This window comes from Kitasatospora sp. NPDC001309 (assembly GCF_042896295.1).
GTDB lineage: Bacteria > Actinomycetota > Actinomycetes > Streptomycetales > Streptomycetaceae > Kitasatospora.
Window position 1 is genome coordinate 22,810 of sequence record NZ_JBIAXC010000002.1, and the last position, 16,635, is coordinate 39,444.

Sequence of the window (16,635 nt, forward strand, 5' to 3'; positions counted from 1 at the left end):
CGGTGCCGCTGTGGCTCCGGTGCCCGTGTGAGGGGCCGTGAGCAGGGTGTTTCCGCTCGCTCACTCGTGCGAGTGAACGGCGGGTGCGGGCGGGAATGCGGGCGGGGCCGGTGTGGTTGTCGTGTCCGTCAGCATGAGTCACCGGTGAGAGGTAGGGCAGATGGGTTCGATCGCGTGCCCCGAACGGCCGGAGGAGCGCGAGGCCGCCGCGGCGTTCGCCCCCTCCTGGTCGGACTGGCTCGACGCGGGCGAGAAGCCCGTCAGCCCGATATCCTCCATTTCTGGGCGGCCCGCAGTGGGCCGTGCCCGTCATGCCGAGGAGGTGGGTCCGGTCGTCGGGACCGAGCACGAGGCCGATCCGGGCCGTGGCCCGGACGAGGCCCTGCCTGCGGGCGAGGCGCTCACCGGTGAGGAGCTGGCCGAGGCGATCGGTGAGGACACCTTCCGGGTGTCGGCGGAGGAGTCCGAGGAGGCCCGGCGGGAGCGCTTCGAGCGCGACGCCCTGGGCTACCTCGACCCGATGTACTCGGCGGCGCTGCGCATGACGCGCAACCCCGCGGATGCGGAGGACCTGCTCCAGGAGGCGTTCGCCAAGGCGTACGCGTCCTTCCACCAGTTCCGTGAGGGCACCAACCTCAAGGCCTGGCTGTACCGCATCCTCACCAACACGTTCATCAACTCGTACCGCAAGAAGCAGCGGGAGCCCCAGCGCACCGCGGCGGAGGAGATCGAGGACTGGCAGCTGGCCAGGGCCGAGTCGCACATGTCGACCGGTCTGCGCTCGGCCGAGACCCAGGCGCTCGACCACCTGCCCGACAGCGACGTGAAGGACGCGCTCCAGGCGATCCCGGAGGAATTCCGGATCGCCGTGTATCTCGCGGACGTAGAAGGCTTTGCGTACAAGGAGATCGCGGACATCATGGGTACTCCCATCGGTACGGTGATGTCCCGGCTGCACCGCGGCCGCCGGCAGCTGCGCGGCATGCTGGAGGATTACGCCCGTGAGCGCGGGCTGGTCCCGGCCGGCAGCGGGGCAGGGCAGGAAGCGAAGGGCTCGGGCTCATGAGCTGCGGCGATCCGCACGAAACCGAGTGTGGCGAGGTCCTCGACCACCTCTATGAATTCCTCGACAACGAGATGGCCGAGGGCGACTGCGCCAAGCTGCGCGTGCACTTCGAGGAGTGCTCGCCCTGCTTGAAGCAGTACGGGCTGGAGCAGGCGATCAAGGCGCTGATCAAGCGTTCCTGCGGCTGCGACGACACCCCGACGGACCTGCGCAGCAAGGTCCTGGCCAGGATCGACTCGATCCGGGCCGGGCAGCGCTCGGGCGAGCCGGTGGTGGTCGCCGTGGAGACGACCGTCGAGGTGCACGTCGAGGCGGCCCGTCCGGCGCCCAGACCGGTGCAGGCGCGCGAGGACGCGGGTGACGCGCCGGGCGTGCGCCCCGGTGCGCCGGTCGAGGCCGGAGCGCCGGCCGAGTAGTCCGGCGCAGCGGCCCGTACGGCCCGCCGGCGAGGGCGGTGCCGAGCGGTTCGGGCAGGGAGTTCAGCGGCCCCGGGAGCATGCGCTCCCGGGGCCGCTCCCGTTCTGCTCGCATGCGCCCTCACTCGTTCGAGTGAGTTGGCGGTGCGCCAACTGCGCCATTGCGCGATCATGCGTCCCCACGCCCGGACGGCGGCCTATCCTCCTGACGGACGCTCACCGCCGGTCAGCCCGGCGCGCTGAGGCAACAGGGCCCGGACGCGGGGAGGCCGAGATCGCTACCGACAGTGGAGGCGCGACCCTGCCGCGGGGGGCTGCGCGCTACCTGGTGGCCGTCCCGGTGGCGGCCCTGTGCTGCCTGCTGCCGCTGCTGCCCGAGACCGTCACGCCCGGGGTGCCGCGCTGGCTCGGACACCCGGCGGACTGGCCCAAGATCGGACTGCTCGGCTTCCTGCACGGCTGCTGGGAGTCGCTCGCCCAGGGCCTGCCCACCCCCTGCTCGATCCTGCTGCGCCGGCTGCTGCGCCGCCCCGCGCCCGCCGGACGGGTCCCCGCCCGCCCCGGGGCGAACGCCTTCTTCCCGGTGCTGTTCGCCGGGGTGCTGATGCTCCCGCCGGCCGCGGCCGCCCTGGTCGCCGCCCCCGCCGCCCTGCTCGGCGGCCCCACCGGCCCCGGCTGCCGAGGCCGCCAGCTGTTCAACGGCTCGCAGCTCGCGCTGTGCGCCTTCGCCTCCTCGGTCGCCTTCCACCTGCTGCACGGCCCGCAGCTGCTGCTCGGCTCCCGCTTCCCCGCCGCACTGCTGCCCGGCTTCGCCGCCGTCGGCGCGTTCTGCCTGGTCAACGGGCTGGTGGTGGGGGTGATGGTGGTGCTCAGCGAGAGCCGGCCGGTCACCGAGGTGCTCCGCGGGGCCTGCGCGGTGTGCGGGCTGCCGGTGCTGGTGCACGCGGCCGGCGGACTGATGGTCGCGGTGCTCTGGCAGGGCCCGTACGGGGCGTTCGCCGCCCTGCTGGCCCTGCTGCCGCTGTCCATCTCGGCCTGGGTCTTCGCCCAGGGCCAGCGCGAACGGGACGCCCACCAGGCCACCGTGCAGTCGCTGGTGCAGGCGGTGGAGATCAAGGACGCCTACACCCGGGGGCACAGCGAACGGGTCGGCCGCGCCTCGGTGCTGATCGCCGATCAGCTCGGCATGGAGCCCGAGCGGCTGCGCACCCTGCGCTTCGCCGGGATCCTGCACGACGTCGGCAAGCTCGGCGTGGCCACCGAGCTGCTGCGCAGAAACGGTCCCCTCGACGAGGACGAACGCCGCGCCGTGGAGGTCCACCCGGTGTACGGGTACGAGCTGGTGCGCGGGATCGACTTCCTCGGTGAGGCGCACGCCGGGATCCTGCACCACCACGAGCGGATGGACGGGCGCGGCTACCCGAGCGGACTGGCCGGCGAGCAGATCCCCGAGTTCGCCCGGATCATCTCCGTCGCCGACGCCTTCGACTCGATGACCTCCACCCGCTCCTACCGGCGCGGCCGCCCCGTCGCCGAGGCGGTGACCGAACTGGAGCGCTGCTCCGGCAGCCAGTTCGACCCGGTGATGGTGCGGGCGCTGATCGACGCGCTGGCCGTGCACGACTGGCAGCCGGTGGTGCACTCCGAGGACTGCGTACGGGCCGTCCCGGACATCCCGCTCGGGGTGCCCGAGCCGGTGCGGGCCGCGCCCGGACGGGTGCCCGCCCAGGGCGGGGTCCGCCCCGCGGCCGGGCAGCCGTGACCGGGCGCGCGGCCGGGGGCGGGGGCGGGGGCCGGGCCGAGGGCGGGGGCGGTTCGGGGCACGGGGTCGGGGCCGGTTCGGGGCACAGGAGCGGGCACGGGGCCGGTTCGGGGCGTGGGCGTGGGCGCACCGCGCGGGGTGTGCACGCGGCCGCCGCCGTCTTGGTGGTGCCGGCGTTCGGCGCGGTGGCGGTGCGGGGGATCGCCGAGCCGAGGGTCGCGCTGGCGTTCACCGCGCTGATCGCGCTCGGCGAATGCGTCCGGATCACCCTTCCGGGTGACCGTGAGCAGGCGCCCATCGGCGCGGCCGGCGCGCTGGCGTACGCCCTGCTCGGGCCGCTGCGCGGGGTGCCGACCGCGCACGGCACCCTCCAGGTCGTCGCGGTGACCGGGGTCGGCCTGCTGCTGGGCTGGCTGCCCGGGCTCGCCCTGCCGCACCGGCCGGGGCGCCCGCACCGGCGGCCGCCCTGGGCGGACCCGGCCCGGCGGGACAGCGCGGCCCGCCGGCTGCTCGCGGTCGGCTTCGCCGCTGCCGTGTTCCAGCCGCTCTACAACGGCGGCCTGGTCGACCGCTTCTCGCCCGAGGGGCCCGCCTACGGGGCCTTCCTGACCGCCGTCGCCGCGCTGGCCGCGCTCTGCGACGCGACGCTCGCGGCGCTGCTGCGCTCCTCGGGCCCGTCCTCGCCCGCCCGCCGTTCGACCGGAGGGCGGGCCGGGCGCAGCCGGGGGCACCTGCCCGGCGCCGCCCAGGGAGCCGTCGGCGACCGGCCACGGCGCGACGGGGCGTGCGCCCCGGCGGCGGCCCGCGGGCGGGAGCCCGAGGACGGGCCCGGGGCCGGCGGGCCGCGCTTCCCGGCCGCGCTGGAGGACGAACTGCGCTCGCTGTTCGGGATCGGCTCGGCGATCGTCGCCACCGGGATGCTGGTCAGCCTCGCGGCCGGCGAGGTCGGGCTGTGGGCGCTGCCGCTGTTCTGCACCCCGCTGCTGCTCGCCCAGGTCTCCTTCCGGCGGGCCGCCGCGGTGCGGGCCACCACCGGGCAGACCATCGCCAGCCTGGCCCGGGCCACCGAGGTCGCCGGGTACACCCCGCACGGGCACGCGCGCCGGGTCGCGGACACGGCGTGCGCGCTCGGCCGCGAGCTGGGGCTGGGCACCCGTGAGCTCGCCCTGCTGGAGTACGCGGCGCTGATGCACGACGTCGGGCAACTCTCCCTGGTCGAACCGGTGCCGGACGGCGCCACCGCGCTGCTGCCCGCCGTCGAGCAGCAGCGCATCGCCCGGCTCGGCAGCGAGGTGATCAGCCGCACCGGGGTGCCCCGGCAGGTCGCCGAGCAGGTCGCCCGACTGGCCGACCCCTGCCCCGGGCCGGTGGGCGGTGAGGGCCCGGTGCCGCTCGCCGCCCGGATCATCCGCGTCGCCAACGCCCACGACGACCTGCTCACCGCCGCCCGGGGGCGGGGCCTGGGCGAGGCGGTGGGGCGGCTGGAGGCGCTGGAGGTGCTGCGGCTGGGGCGCGGGCGGGTCTACGACGCCCGGGTGGTGGACGCCCTCGCCCGGGTCGGCGGGCAGGGGCGGGGCTGAGGGCCGGCTGCCGGGGGCGGGGGTCGGTGGGCAGGGTCGGGGCTGAGGGTCGGCCGCCGAGAGCGCCGTCCTCGCGAGGGGTGTGGTGGCGCCCGCCCGGGGGCCCGCCCGCCCGCCGGGGCGCGGCGGTGCGGTCGGGGCGCGGCCGGGCGGCGCCCGTCCGGGGTTGAGGAGGTGCGCTCCGACGGGCAGGCTGGGGAGGGGCGGCCCCAACCTCGGCGGTGGGGAGCGCGGGCGGGGGCGGGCGTGGTTGGATGCGGTCGTAGCGTGGAACACCGACCCGGAGCACCGGGACCCGGGCCCCGTCGAGGACGGGACGGGCCCGGCGGCAAGGGACTTGAGCGGACGACGACGGCAGGGACGAACGTGAGGATCTTCCACCGGGCACGGCACCGGCCGTCCGCCACCTGGCGGCAGACGACCGACCGGGCCTTCACGCTGATCGGCGACGGCCGCTACGAGGACGCCGGCGCCCTGCTGGTGATGGCCGCCGACCTGGAGCCCTGGCTGTCCGACTCCTGGTTCAACCTCGCCCTGCTGCACAAGTTCCGCCGCGACTGGGAGCAGGCCCGCTCGGCCGGCCTGCGCGCCGTCGCCCTGCTCGACCGCGAGCAGGGCGCCCCCGACTGGTGGAACCTCGGCATCACCGCCACCGCCCTCCAGGACTGGCCGCTCGCCCGCCGCGCCTGGCAGGCCTACGGGCTCAAGCTGCCCGGCGGCCCCGGCGGGGACGGCCCGGTCAGCCTGGAGCTGGGCACCACCCCGGTGCGGCTGTCCCCCGACGGCGAGTCCGAGGTGGTGTGGGGCCGGCGCCTCGACCCCGCCCGGATCGAGGTGCTGTCCATCCCGCTGCCCTCCTCCGGCCGCCGCTGGGGCGAGGTCGTGCTGCACGACGGCGCCCCGCACGGCGAACGGGTCACCGACGGCGTCGCCTACCCCGTCTTCGACGAGATCGAGCTGTGGGCGCCCTCCCCGGTGCCGACCTACGTGGTGCTGCTGCAGGCCGCCACCGCCGGCGACCGGGACGCGCTGGAACGGCTGGTCGCCGACGCCGGCTACGCCGCCGAGGACTGGACCTCCTCGGTGCGGCTGCTGTGCCGCGCCTGCTCGGAGAGCCGGATGGCCGCCGACGACGGGATCGTCGCCCACCACGACCCCCACGACGACGGCGACGCCGCCCACCCCGGGCACCTCAGCCACCTCAGCCAGGGCGGCGCGGCCGGGATGTCCTGGCTGGTCGAGCGCGAGTGCGGGCTCGCCGCCCCGGCCCACCTGGTCCGCTCCCTGCTCGACCGCTGGGTCGCGGCCGCCCCCTCGACCAGGGCCTACCGGGATCTCGAAGAGGTCTGCTGATCCCGCTGAGTACCCTGGTGAGGTACGCGTAGACCTATGGGAGCGGAAGACAATGGCGGAGCAGCACGACCACCAGCACGAGCACGACGTGGAGGGGGCGGCGCCCGAGGCCCCCGCGAAGGTGATCGGTGAGGAGCCCGACCTCACCAAGGGCACCGCGCGCCCGATCACCGTGGTCGGCAATCCCGTGCTGCACCGCGAGGTCAAGGACGTCACCGCGTTCGACGCCGAACTCTCCGCGCTGATCGACGACATGTTCCAGTCGATGTACGCCGCCGAGGGCGTCGGCCTGGCCGCCAACCAGATCGGCGTCGACCTCAAGGTCTTCGTCTACGACTGCCCGGACGACGACGGCGTGCGCCACATCGGCCACGTGATCAACCCGAAGCTGGAGGAGTACCCGGCCGACCGGCGCCGCGTGCTCGACGACAGCAACGAGGGCTGCCTCTCCGTCCCGACCGCCTACGCCGAGCTGCCGCGCCCGGACTACGCGGCCGTGACCGGCGTCGACAAGGACGGCACCCCGATCCGCGTCGAGGGCACCGGCTTCTTCGCCCGCTGCCTGCTGCACGAGACCGACCACCTGTACGGCACCCTCTACATCGACAAGCTGTCGAAGCGGGACCGCAAGGACGCCCTCAAGCAGATGGCCGAGGGCACCGCGAAGTACGCGACGGTGCCGAACGAGTAACGGCTGAGCGGTAGTCGGCGAAGGCCGGTGCGGATCTCCCGCACCGGCCTTCGGCGTTTCCGGGGGGCGTATCTTCCGAAACGCATTCCCTTTTCCCGAGGGATGTTGGAGGATTTCACACTGGCCCGAGGAGCCGTCCGGGCGGTATTCGGCAGTCGTCGGGGAAATCTTCGTGAACACGTTTCCCGGGTGGCGGTTCACATGGATTCCGGCCGCTCGGTGATCACATTTCGCCAACCCGCGTACGGGACTTGCGGAGCTCCCGCGCGGCAGCGGTAGTTTCAGGGCGCCGCAGCCCCACCAGGTGCACACGGCACTCCGGGTGAACTCCCCCCACCCGCCGTGCACCTCTGCGAATTCCCCCACATCCCCATGAACGCCCAGTCCGTGACCACTGCTGTGATGTGGAGGCAAGGCATGCGCGACGCCCTCCGGGACGAGCGCCCGACGGTGATTCCGTCGGGCGGGTACGAGGCACTTCCGTATTCCCGCCGCTGCCAGGAGATCTGGCGGCGCGGCGAGCACCTGCTCATCGGCGTCAGTTCCGGCAACAGCTATTTCAGCGCCCGGCGGATCACCGAACTCGTCCGGTGGGGGCGGGAGTTCTTCGAGCGGATCGACATCGTCTACGCCGACCTGCTCGTCGGCACCCAGTTCGAGACCTTCGGCTACGCCCCCGAGCAGGCCGAGCGCCGGGCCCGCAAGGAGGTCAAGGCCACCGCCCGCCGGATCGAGCGGGGCGTCGAGGAGGCCGGCCCGCGGGGCGACGTCCGGGACGTCCCGGACGTCCGGGTGCACGCCCTCTCCTCCTTCACCGGCGACCGCGCCTACCAGCGGCTGCACCGGCGGGCCGTCGACGCCCTGCGGACCGACCCGGAGTTCCGGGCGGCCGCCGAGGGCATGGCCCGCGGCTTCCTGGCCGCCCGGCTGGACGAGGGCCTCGCCCCCAGCGAACCCCAACTCGCTGCCGGTCTGCGGTACATCGCCGCCGAACTGCCGTTCTTCCTGGACACCCCGGCGCTGCTCGGCGTGCGCTCCTCGGTCAGCTGCTACCACCTGCAACTCCCGCTCACGCCCGTCCTGTTCGGCCGGGACGAAGGTCTGCGCGCCGCGGCGGGCCAGGCGTACGCGGTGATCCGGCCGGCTGCCGCGTCCTCCGTCGTCGAGGCCGTAGAAGCCGCTGTGCCCGCGTAGTCGACCGTCCGGACCGCCGAACTTCCCCGAGGAGCAACGCCCGTGAGCACGACCGTGACCGTGAACCACCCGCCGACCACCGACATCGCCTTCCCGCTCTCCCGCCGGGGCGACGTCCTGCCCGCCGAGGCGAACCGGCTGAGGGAGGAGACCCCGATCGCCAGGGTCCGTACCCTGACCGGCGATCCGGCCTGGCTGGTCAGCAGCTACGCGCTGGCCAAGCAGGTCCTGGAGGACGAGCGGTTCAGCCTCAAGGACACCGCCAACCCCGGCGTCCCCCGCCAGTACGCGCTGACCATCCCGCCCGAGGTGGTCGACAACATGGGCAGCATCAACAGCGCCGGACTGCGCGACGCCGTCATGAGGACCCTCTCCCCACGGGCCGACCGCGCCCTCGACGGCTGGCTCCAGGCCGAGGCCCACCGGCTGATCGACGTACTCACCGCCCAGGGCGCCCCCGGCGAACTCCGCGACGGCTTCGCCGACCCCTACTCCGCCGCACTGCACTGCCGACTGCTCGGCATCCCGGCCGAGGACGGGCGGCGGCTGATGGCCGGTGTCGACCTCGCCTTCCTCACCAGCCCGGTGCCCTTCGCCGGTGCGGTCCCCAACTGGTACAAGGACCTCGGCCACGTGCTCGGGCGGTTGAACGCCGATCCGGAACCGGTGGACGGCCTGCTCGGCCGGTTCGCCGCGCTGCGCCGTTCCCCGGACGTCGCGGACCGGGTCGGCGACGAACTGCTCGCCACCGTCGCGCTGTCGCTGTTCGGCGCGGGAGCGGTGTCGACCTCGGCGTTCCTGCTGAACGCGGTCGTCTACCTGTGCGAGCGGCCCGAACTCGCCGACCGGCTCCGGCGGGAGCCGGCGCTGATCGGGCGCGCGGTGGACGAGTTGCTGCGGGTGAACCTGTCGATCGGCGACGCCCTGCCGCGGCTCGCGCTCGCGGACGTCCCGGTGGGCGGGGTGCTGGTGAAGGAGGGCGAACTCGTGCTCGTCCTGGTCGAGGGCGCCAACTACGACCCGGCGGTCTTCCCGGATCCGGAGCGGATCGACTTCGACCGGCCGAGCAACCCGCACCTCGCCTTCGGCGCGGGCCGGCACTTCTGCCCGGCCTCGGCGCTCGGCCGCACCCACGCCGAGATCGCCCTCACCGCGCTCGTCGAACGGCTCCCGGGCCTGCGGCTCGCCGTTCCCGCCGACCAGCTGGCCTGGCGGCCGGGGTTCATCAAGCGGCTGCCGGAGCGGCTGCCGGTGGTGTGGTGAGCCGAGGGCCTTCGGGGCCGGTACGGACCCGTCCGTACCGGTCCCGTCGGTATCGGCCCCGTCGGTATCGGCCCCTGCGCCGTTCGGTCACACCAGGAGCCACTCCGGGCCGTAGGTGAAGCGGGGGTCGGCCGGGAGCTCGACGTCGACGATCTGCTGGGCGGTGTCGCGCAGTTGGCCCATCAGGCCGATCGCGGTGCCGAGCTGGGACGGGTCGCCGCCCCAGGCGCGTTCGAGGGCGTGCAGCATGGCGCTGTCGTGCTGGTTGAAGGCGTCCAGCAGCCCGGCGGTGGGCCCGTCGCGCGAGTTGGGGTCGCCCTGGCGGGGCCAGCCGCCCTTGGGGACCCGGGCGACCGGGAAGGTGTCCGGCAGCGGGACGTCGGCGCCGGCGAACTCCCACGTCTTCGTCGTGGGGTTCTGGACGAGCTTCCGGCCGACGGCGATCTCCTGGAAGGCGTAGTAGTGGGCGAGTTCGCCCGGGGCACTGGGGAACGGGTCCTCCGGGGAGGCGGGCGTACGTGGGGAAGACGTTGGCGATGCGCTGGTAGAAGGCGCCGATCGTGTTGCCGTCGGCGGCGTAGGCGAGCGGGTTCTCGGGCTTCTCGATGCCGGTGCGGCCCGGGAGTTCAGTCGGACGGGCGGCGCGCGGTGGCCGTCGACGCGGTCGCTAGCGCGGGGCGGCTCGGACGGATGTGGCGTCGAGGGCTGCCTCGTTGACGGGTGTGGCGTCGAGGGCCGGGGCGATGGCGGTGAAGGCCTGGTCGGTCAGGGCGGCCGGGTCCGCCGTTCCGCCGCTCGCGCTCCAGCACTGGAGCACGACGTCGAAGGCGGTCAGGGCCATTCCCGCGGCCATCCGGGGGCGGAGTCCGGCCGCGGCGTCCACTCCCAGCCGGTCGGCGAGTTCGGCGGCCAGCTCCTCCCGCCACTGCGACTGGTGCTCCAGGAGGCGGGCGCGCAGCGCGGGTGTGCCGAGGATCAGCCGGACCACGCGCAGGGTTTGCTCGGAGTGGCCGGCGCACGCGTCGACGGCGGCCCAGACGGTGTGCCGCAGGGCGGTGGAGGGGCTCTCCCCGGCGGGCCGTGCGGCGAGTTCGGCGCGCATGCCGTCGCCCAGCTCCGCGAGGAAGCGGACGACCACGTCCTCCTTGGAGGCGAAGTAGCGGAAGAACGTCCGCTTGGACATGCCGGTGGCGGCGGCGATCTCGTCGACCGTGACCGCGTCGAACCCGTGCTCGGCGAACAGGCCCAGTGCGGCCCTGGTCAGTTCGTCGGCGACGAGCCGGCGCTTGCGCTCGGCCAGGCTCGGGGCGGGGAGGGTGGTCATCCCGTGATGCTACACGCGGGGCCGTTCCTGGCGCATGGAGTCGCACTTGACACTTGGTGACATGAGCGGCAGCGTGTGTCGCATGACGAAGCCTCAAGCGTGGAACGCCGACCGGATCCCGGACCAGACGGGGCGACTCTTCGTCGTCACGGGTGCCAGCAGCGGCCTCGGGCTGGCGACCGCCCGCGCCCTCGCCCACCGGGGCGGCCGGGTCGTCCTCGCCGTCCGCGACGAGGCCAAGGGGCGGCGCGTCGCCGCGGAGATCACCGCCGAGCGCCCGGGGGCGTCCCTGGAGGTGCGGCGCCTCGACCTGGCCGACCTCGACTCCGTCCGCGCCTTCGCCGAGCGGCTGCGCTCCGACGGCCTCCGCCCGGACGTCCTCGTGAACAACGCGGGTGTGCTGGCCCCGCCGCGCACGCTCAGCGCGCAGGGGCACGAGCTCCAGTTCGCGGCCAACCACCTCGGACACTTCGCGCTCACCGGCCTGCTGCTCGACCTGCTGGCCGGCGGGACCGACCCCCGGGTGGTCACCGTGAGTTCGGCCAACCACCGGCAGGGGCGGTTCCACTTCGACGACCTCATCGGCGAGCGCGGGTACTCGCCGATGGGGCGCTACAACCAGTCGAAACTGGCCAACGCCGTCTTCGGCCGGGAGCTCCACCGGCGTCTCACCGCCGCAGGCAGCCCGGTCCGCAGCCTGCTCGCCCACCCCGGGTACGCGGCCACCGGCATCCAGGCGGGCTCGGTCGGCCCGGTGAAGCTGCTCTTCGGCCGCCTCCTGCGCCCGCTCGCCCAGACCCCGGACCGGGGCGCGCTGCCCCAACTCTTCGCCGCCACCGCCCCGGACGCCCTCGGCGGGCAGTTCATCGGCCCGGGCGGGATGGGGGAGCTGCGCGGCGCCCCGAAGGTCGTGCGGCTCGCCCCGAGGGCGACCGACGCCGAGACGGCGCGGCGGCTCTGGGAGCTCTCGGAGCGGCTGACGGACGTCCGCTTCGCGCTCTGACGGAGCAATTTTCGCCCTGCGGGGGCGAGTCGGGCGGCGCGCAGGAAGTCGGGCCGGCCGACTTCCTGCGCTGGTGGGGGATTCGGCTCCGCTGTCGGAGGGTGGGTCTAGCGTGCCCGGCAAGATCATCGGCAGGTTCGCCGGGGTCGGGCGGAGCGATCGTGCGGGGGTGTGTCCTGGTGGGCTGGTGGGAGCGGAAAGCGGAGGAGGAGCGGGCCCGGTGGGTGCTCGATCCGCTGGTGGGGGTCGGGCCGCTCCGGTTCGGGATGAGCCCCGACGAGGTCAGGGACGTCCTTGGGGAACACCCTTCCCCGGTGCAGAGCACCCAGGACCGGGTGTGCTGGCAGGGGTACCACCACGGTACGGGCGTGACCGCGATCTACGGGCCGGACGAGCGGCTGGCGGCGGTGGCGGTCGACGCGAACACCGGACCACTGGTGCGGCTGCGAGAGGTGGAGCTGATCGCCCGGGTGCCGTCCGAGGTCCGGGCTGAGGTCCACGCGCTCGCCGGCCGGGAGGGCGTTCCGGTCGGGGTGAACTGGAGCGGCGATCCGGAGGTCGCGGCCTGGGGCGTGTCCATGGGCGCCGATCAGGAGTGGGGCACGTCGCCCGACGGGTACCTGGAGCGGCGGGACGCGATGCTCACCGGTGCCCTGCTCGTCGGCCCTGAGCTGGCCGAGGACCCGTACGGGGCCGAACCGGTGCTCGCCTGGCGCGACGTCCGCAGGCTGGAGACGAACTCCGGCTCCTGGCCGGTGACGTCCGACCAGAACCGGCCCCGCTGGGACTGGACGCCGCTGGAGCGGGTCGGCCCGCTGCGGTTCGGGATGCGGCCGAGGCAGGTGGCGGCCGCGTTGGGCGGTGAGACGCCGGCCGCCCGGCGGGGGTGGGGCTACCAGTCGATGCGGCACTACGGGGCCCGGCAGTGGATCCTGTCGGAGGACCAGTTCGACCGGGCCGGAGTGACCGCGCACTACTGGTACCAGCAGGGGTTTCCCACCCTGGCGGCCGTGACCGTGAACGGCCGTACCGGGCCGCAGCTGGAGTTCGAGGGCCTGCCGCTGATCGGCCGGACGGTCTCCGAGGTCGATGCGGCCCTCACCCGGTACGTCGAGAGCCATGACGGGACGCTGCTCATCGGCTGCGACGGAGACCTCGGGCCGGACGGCTCCGGCATGTCCGTGCGCGCCACCAGGGCCGGGGACACCGTGGTGAGCGGTGCCCGGTTCCATGCGGAGGACTGGGACGACCACGGCTGACCCGGTGCGGTGCGGTGTGGCGTTGTGTGGTGCACGGGAAGTCGGCCCGGCCGACTTCCTATGCAGGGGGCAGGGCGGCGCTGGTGGGGGACTCGGCTCCGCCGTCGGAGGGTGGGTCCAGCGAGGGTGTGGCGTGGTGATCTGGTGGAAGCGGAAAGCGGAGGCGGAGCGGGCCCGGTGGGTGCTCGACCCGCTGGTGGGGGTCGGGCCGCTGCGGTTCGGGATGAGTCGTGAGGAAGTCGAGTCGGCCCTGGACCAGGTGGTCCCCGACCCCGCGTGGGACAGGGGCGGAAGCGCGCCCTGGCAGGAGTACCGTGACGAGGGCGTGACCGTGTTCTACGGGCCGGGGTCGCGGTTGGTCGCGGTGGCGATCGATGCCCTGTCCGGTCCGCTGGTGCGGCTGCGGGGCGTCGAGCTGATCGCCCGCGTCCCGTCCGAGGCTCGCGTGGACCTCCTCGAAGTCGCCCGTCAGGAAGGGCGGTCGGTCGGGGTCAACCGTGGTGGTGACCCGGAGGTGGCCGGATGGGGCGTCTCGATGGGGGCGGACCAGGAGTGGGGGCGGGCGGCGGAGGGCCATAACGAACGGAGGAACCGGGCGATCACCACCGCCCTGCTGGTTGGGCCCGAGCTGGCAACGGATCCGTACGGGTCCGAGCCGGTCGTCCGATGGCGCGGCGTTCGGAAGGTGGGGGCGAAAGCCGGGGCGTGGCTGTCGACTTCGGGGCGGGAGCGGCCCCGCTGGGGTTGGACGCCGATGGAGAGCGTCGGTCCGCTCCGGTTCGGTATGAGCCCGTCGCAGGTGGCGGCCGCACTGGGCGGCGCGGCGCCGGCAGCCCGCGAAGGGGCCTATCCCCGGTCCTGGCCCTCGGTCCCGCCCGAGGCCGGGCAATGGCGCTTGCACGAGGACGTCTTCGAGGAAACGGGGGTGACCGCCCACTACGGGTACTGGGCAGACGTCCCAGTGTTGGGCGCCGTGACCGTGCACGGGCTGACCGGACCGCAGATCGAGTTCGAGGGCATCCCGCTGATCGGCAGGCCGGTCGCCGATGTCGACGCGGACATCATCCGCCACATCGAGGATCGGGGCGCGGGCCTGCGCCTCACCTGTGCCGGAGACCAGGGGCCGGACGGCACCAACATGTACGTCCGAGCTGTCAGGGCCGGGGACACCATGCTCAGCGAGGCCCGGTTCTGCGTGGAGGAGTGGTGGGAGGAGTAGGCCGCACGTGCTGCGCGGGAAGTCGGCGGGGCCGACTTCCTGTGCAGGCTGTCCCTACTGCTGAGGCATCGGCTCCAGGACGAAGCCGCGGAGCGGCACGTCATCGGTGGGCGGGCCGTAGGTGGGTCCCTCGGGCGTTGCCTGTTGCCTGCGGTAGCAGGCAACCAGCTCTGCGTACCGGGGATCGATCCACTCTTCCATTCGTGGTGCCTCCTGTCGGTCGCTCGGCAGCGTACGCCGCTCAGGCCACCTTCGGCTTGTGGCAAGGGTGTTCGGGCTTCGGCATCGGCTTGACCGGGCCGTCCTTGGCGGGGGCGTGCTGGCAGCCAGCGGCGACGGTCACCAGGCTGTCGTCGTCGGGAGCCCGCCACAGGTCCAGGTCGATGTCGAAGTCGGCCGCGCGGATGGCGGCCTGCGTGTGTCGGAGGATGCTTGGGTCGTAGTTCTCGGTGCCGTTTTCCATGACGGGAAAGCGGTTCGGTCGCCCCGGCCCGGCGTGTACGCCGGGCCGGGGCGGGGAGTTCAGGGGCGGTGGCGGGTGGTGATGGTGAGCGGGTGGGCGGTCCAGTCGATGGTGTCGCCGAGGTAGAGGGTGATGGACCAGCGGCCGCTGCGGGCGAGCGAGTGGGCGACGCCGGTGCCGCCGCCCGGGCCGATGCAGAGGCGGAGGAAGTCCCGGTGGGCGGCCCGGACGGGGTGTCGGCGGACATGCTCCCAGAGGACGGGGAGCGCGTGGTCGAGGCTGGGGAAGACGGTCGGCAGCATGATGCCCGCGATCCCGGCTCGGACCGGCTTCACGCGGCGGCCTCGGCGGCGGGCGCGGTGATGTGGCACCAGATGAACTTGCCGATGCCGCCCCTGCGCGGGCAGCAGCCCCACTGGGAGGCCAACTCCTGGACGAGGAGCAGGCCCCGGCCGCAGTCGGAGGTGAGGGAGGCGGGCCGGAGCGAGGGCTTCTCGCTGTCCGCGTCGTGCACCTCGATGCGGAGCGTGGTGGGGGAGGGGAGCTGGAGGCGGACGAAGATCAGGCGGTCGCGCGGGGTGCGGGTGTGGGTGACCGCGTTGGTGACGAGTTCGCTGAGGAGCAACTCCCCGGTGGGGAGCAGGGGTTCGGCGGAGGGGTGGGGGAGGAGGAAGGAGCGGAGCTCCTGGCGGGCGTTGCGGGGGGACTTGGGGTGCCGGGGGAGCCAGCAGGTCTGTTCGCGCATGGCAGGGCCACCTCTGGAGTGTGCAGGTGAGAGCGCTGGAGAAGGCATGGGGATGCCCGGTGAGAGCCCGCCATGATCACTGTGTGTCGCTCGGCGAGCTACGTTTAGTAGCATCCTCCTGGGGACTTCTAAAGTGCAAGTCCCCACTTTGGAAGTGATCAAAGATTGTTGTCGGTGCCGCAGGGGGGCAGACTGGCAACTCACAGAAGTGGGGAGGTCGCGGCGGTGCCTGTGAACAGGAATCCGACGGTTCGGCAGCGGCGGCTGGCCCGAATGCTCAAGGAGCTGCGAGTAGGGGCTGATCTGACGATCGCGCAGTCGGCGCGGCAACTCGATTGCGCGGAGAGCAAGATCAGTCGAATCGAGGCAGCCCAGTCTGGCATTCGACTGGTGGACCTTCGGCTGCTGCTCGACCTGTACGGGGTGAAGGATCCGGAGACGCGGGGCCGGATGGAGGCTCTGTCGAGAGAAGGCCGTTTGCGTGGATGGTGGGATCGATACTCGGACACGCTCTCGCCGCTCTACGCTGACTACATCGCGCTGGAGTCCGACGCATCGGACATGTACAGCATTCAGACCCTGTTGGTGCCCGGGATCTTGCAGACCGAGGACTACACCAGGGCCGTCGTGCGGGCGCAGATAGAGGATGCGACGGCCGAGCAGGTCGAGACGCTGACGAAGGTTCGCCAGGAACGTCGGTCGGTTCTGACGAGGGACGTGCCGTTGCGGGTGTGGGCTGTGCTCTCCGAGTCAGTGCTCAAGCATCAGGTGGGTGGCCCGGTGGTCATGCGCGAACAGCTTGAGTTCCTCGCGGCTTCGGCTGAGCGCCCCAACATCAACGTCCAGGTCCTGCCAGAGGCGTCGGAGATTCACGCGGCGCTCTTCGGGCCGGTCACCATCCTCGGTTTCCCAGAGGTGACCGAGACGGATGTGGTGTACGTCGACAGCCTTCTCAGCACCTTGTACATCGAGGAGCCGGAGGAAGTCTTCAAGTACGCGAATCTGTTCCGTCGCGCGTTGGCGGAGTCGCTGCCCCGCAGTGAATCGATCGCGCTCATCGGGCGCATGGCGAGCGGGAAGGTCTGAGGATTGTGAACGAGCTCTCGGGACTTGTGTGGCGCAAGTCCTCGTTCTCCGGGGCGCAGAGTGAATGCGTGGAGGTGGCCGACGGTGTGATCGGCCTCGTGCCGGTCCGGGACTCGAAGGACCCAGCTGGGCCGGTGCTCTTCTTTCCGGCCGGGGTGTGGGCGTCGTTCGTGGCCGGGGTCAAGGGTGGGGAGTTCTCGGCCGAGTAGAG

18 protein-coding genes are annotated in these 16,635 nt (G+C 73.2%); 13 read left to right on the forward strand and 5 right to left on the reverse strand.

What is annotated here, in order from left to right; all coding sequences use genetic code 11:
• Positions 1–160: 160 nt before the first annotated feature.
• From ACFY2K_RS02370 to ACFY2K_RS02405, 8 genes are all read left to right on the forward strand, one after another.
• Positions 161–1,066 (forward strand): sigma-70 family RNA polymerase sigma factor, encoded by a 906-nt coding sequence (locus tag ACFY2K_RS02370; protein ID WP_375894128.1) that lies wholly within the window; start codon positions 161–163, stop codon positions 1,064–1,066.
• On the forward strand, positions 1,063–1,482 hold the full coding sequence (rsrA, locus tag ACFY2K_RS02375) for a mycothiol system anti-sigma-R factor (protein ID WP_375894125.1): 420 nt from the start codon (positions 1,063–1,065) through the stop codon (positions 1,480–1,482). Before ACFY2K_RS02370 ends, rsrA begins: the two co-directional genes overlap by 4 nt.
• Before the next feature lie 328 nt (positions 1,483–1,810).
• The gene (locus ACFY2K_RS02380; RefSeq protein WP_387709252.1) at positions 1,811–3,244 is read left to right on the forward strand and encodes an HD-GYP domain-containing protein; all 1,434 of its coding nucleotides are present in this window, start codon (positions 1,811–1,813) and stop codon (positions 3,242–3,244) included.
• Positions 3,245–3,384: 140 nt separating this feature from the next.
• On the forward strand, positions 3,385–4,824 hold the full coding sequence (locus ACFY2K_RS02385) for an HD-GYP domain-containing protein (RefSeq protein ID WP_380642893.1): 1,440 nt from the start codon (positions 3,385–3,387) through the stop codon (positions 4,822–4,824).
• A 366-nt stretch (positions 4,825–5,190) separates the two neighbouring features.
• Entirely contained in the window at positions 5,191–6,177 is a 987-nt protein-coding gene (locus ACFY2K_RS02390) for a hypothetical protein (RefSeq protein WP_360233351.1), read from the forward strand.
• A 52-nt stretch (positions 6,178–6,229) separates the two neighbouring features.
• A complete protein-coding gene (def, locus tag ACFY2K_RS02395) occupies positions 6,230–6,868 on the forward strand; it encodes a peptide deformylase (RefSeq protein ID WP_375894116.1) in 639 nt (212 codons plus the stop codon).
• 417 nt (positions 6,869–7,285) lie between these two features.
• A complete protein-coding gene (locus ACFY2K_RS02400) occupies positions 7,286–8,062 on the forward strand; it encodes a tRNA-dependent cyclodipeptide synthase (RefSeq protein ID WP_380525159.1) in 777 nt (258 codons plus the stop codon).
• A 42-nt stretch (positions 8,063–8,104) separates the two neighbouring features.
• Positions 8,105–9,325 carry a cytochrome P450 gene (locus ACFY2K_RS02405; RefSeq protein ID WP_387709255.1) on the forward strand — a complete coding sequence of 407 codons (1,221 nt, stop codon included), beginning with the start codon at positions 8,105–8,107 and terminating at the stop codon, positions 9,323–9,325.
• Between the two features lie 87 nt (positions 9,326–9,412).
• Here ACFY2K_RS02405 and ACFY2K_RS02410 read toward each other — a convergent pair whose 3' ends face one another.
• Together ACFY2K_RS02410 and ACFY2K_RS02415 are read right to left on the reverse strand one after the other, a co-directional pair.
• Complete coding sequence (locus ACFY2K_RS02410) at positions 9,413–9,574, reverse strand: hypothetical protein (protein WP_380591251.1); 162 nt, start codon at positions 9,572–9,574, stop codon at positions 9,413–9,415.
• Positions 9,575–9,992: 418 nt separating this feature from the next.
• A complete protein-coding gene (locus tag ACFY2K_RS02415; protein WP_380525157.1) occupies positions 9,993–10,649 on the reverse strand; it encodes a TetR family transcriptional regulator in 657 nt (218 codons plus the stop codon).
• An 82-nt stretch (positions 10,650–10,731) separates the two neighbouring features.
• On the opposite strand from ACFY2K_RS02415, the gene ACFY2K_RS02420 reads away from it, so the two are divergent.
• From ACFY2K_RS02420 to ACFY2K_RS02430, 3 genes are all read left to right on the forward strand, one after another.
• Entirely contained in the window at positions 10,732–11,652 is a 921-nt protein-coding gene (locus ACFY2K_RS02420; RefSeq protein WP_387709258.1) for an oxidoreductase, read from the forward strand.
• Positions 11,653–11,966: 314 nt separating this feature from the next.
• Positions 11,967–12,911 carry a hypothetical protein gene (locus ACFY2K_RS02425; protein WP_387709260.1) on the forward strand — a complete coding sequence of 315 codons (945 nt, stop codon included), beginning with the start codon at positions 11,967–11,969 and terminating at the stop codon, positions 12,909–12,911.
• Positions 12,912–13,092: 181 nt separating this feature from the next.
• The gene (locus ACFY2K_RS02430) at positions 13,093–14,130 is read left to right on the forward strand and encodes a hypothetical protein (RefSeq protein WP_380525154.1); all 1,038 of its coding nucleotides are present in this window, start codon (positions 13,093–13,095) and stop codon (positions 14,128–14,130) included.
• Positions 14,131–14,371: 241 nt separating this feature from the next.
• Here ACFY2K_RS02430 and ACFY2K_RS02435 read toward each other — a convergent pair whose 3' ends face one another.
• The 3 genes from ACFY2K_RS02435 to ACFY2K_RS02445 are packed head-to-tail and all read right to left on the reverse strand — an operon-like array spanning position 14,372 to position 15,338.
• Positions 14,372–14,593 carry a hypothetical protein gene (locus ACFY2K_RS02435; RefSeq protein ID WP_375894095.1) on the reverse strand — a complete coding sequence of 74 codons (222 nt, stop codon included), beginning with the start codon at positions 14,591–14,593 and terminating at the stop codon, positions 14,372–14,374.
• Positions 14,594–14,652: 59 nt separating this feature from the next.
• A complete protein-coding gene (locus tag ACFY2K_RS02440; protein WP_387709262.1) occupies positions 14,653–14,928 on the reverse strand; it encodes a hypothetical protein in 276 nt (91 codons plus the stop codon).
• A complete protein-coding gene (locus ACFY2K_RS02445; RefSeq protein WP_387709264.1) occupies positions 14,925–15,338 on the reverse strand; it encodes an ATP-binding protein in 414 nt (137 codons plus the stop codon). Before ACFY2K_RS02445 ends, ACFY2K_RS02440 begins: the two co-directional genes overlap by 4 nt.
• Positions 15,339–15,611: 273 nt before the next feature.
• Between ACFY2K_RS02445 and ACFY2K_RS02450 the strand changes: the two genes are divergently transcribed.
• Both ACFY2K_RS02450 and ACFY2K_RS02455 read left to right on the forward strand, forming a co-directional pair.
• Positions 15,612–16,424 carry a DUF5753 domain-containing protein gene (locus tag ACFY2K_RS02450; RefSeq protein WP_387709266.1) on the forward strand — a complete coding sequence of 271 codons (813 nt, stop codon included), beginning with the start codon at positions 15,612–15,614 and terminating at the stop codon, positions 16,422–16,424.
• Between the two features lie 26 nt (positions 16,425–16,450).
• Positions 16,451–16,633, forward strand: a complete 183-nt coding sequence (locus ACFY2K_RS02455) for a DUF397 domain-containing protein (RefSeq protein ID WP_387709444.1) — start codon at positions 16,451–16,453, stop codon at positions 16,631–16,633.
• Positions 16,634–16,635: the final 2 nt, after the last annotated feature.

Excerpts from the sequence above, each read along its gene's own strand:
- ACFY2K_RS02370 (WP_375894128.1), top strand. The coding sequence starts at position 161 with ATGGGTTCGATCGCGTGCCCCGAACGGCCGGAGGAGCGCGAGGCCGCC.
- rsrA (WP_375894125.1), top strand. The coding sequence starts at position 1,063 with ATGAGCTGCGGCGATCCGCACGAAACCGAGTGTGGCGAGGTCCTCGAC.
- def (WP_375894116.1), top strand. The coding sequence starts at position 6,230 with ATGGCGGAGCAGCACGACCACCAGCACGAGCACGACGTGGAGGGGGCG.
- ACFY2K_RS02400 (WP_380525159.1), top strand. The coding sequence starts at position 7,286 with ATGCGCGACGCCCTCCGGGACGAGCGCCCGACGGTGATTCCGTCGGGC.
- ACFY2K_RS02410 (WP_380591251.1), bottom strand. The coding sequence starts at position 9,574 with ATGCTGCACGCCCTCGAACGCGCCTGGGGCGGCGACCCGTCCCAGCTC.
- ACFY2K_RS02415 (WP_380525157.1), bottom strand. The coding sequence starts at position 10,649 with ATGACCACCCTCCCCGCCCCGAGCCTGGCCGAGCGCAAGCGCCGGCTC.
- ACFY2K_RS02420 (WP_387709258.1), top strand. The coding sequence starts at position 10,732 with ATGACGAAGCCTCAAGCGTGGAACGCCGACCGGATCCCGGACCAGACG.
- ACFY2K_RS02435 (WP_375894095.1), bottom strand. The coding sequence starts at position 14,593 with ATGGAAAACGGCACCGAGAACTACGACCCAAGCATCCTCCGACACACG.
- ACFY2K_RS02445 (WP_387709264.1), bottom strand. The coding sequence starts at position 15,338 with ATGCGCGAACAGACCTGCTGGCTCCCCCGGCACCCCAAGTCCCCCCGC.
- ACFY2K_RS02450 (WP_387709266.1), top strand. The coding sequence starts at position 15,612 with ATGCTCAAGGAGCTGCGAGTAGGGGCTGATCTGACGATCGCGCAGTCG.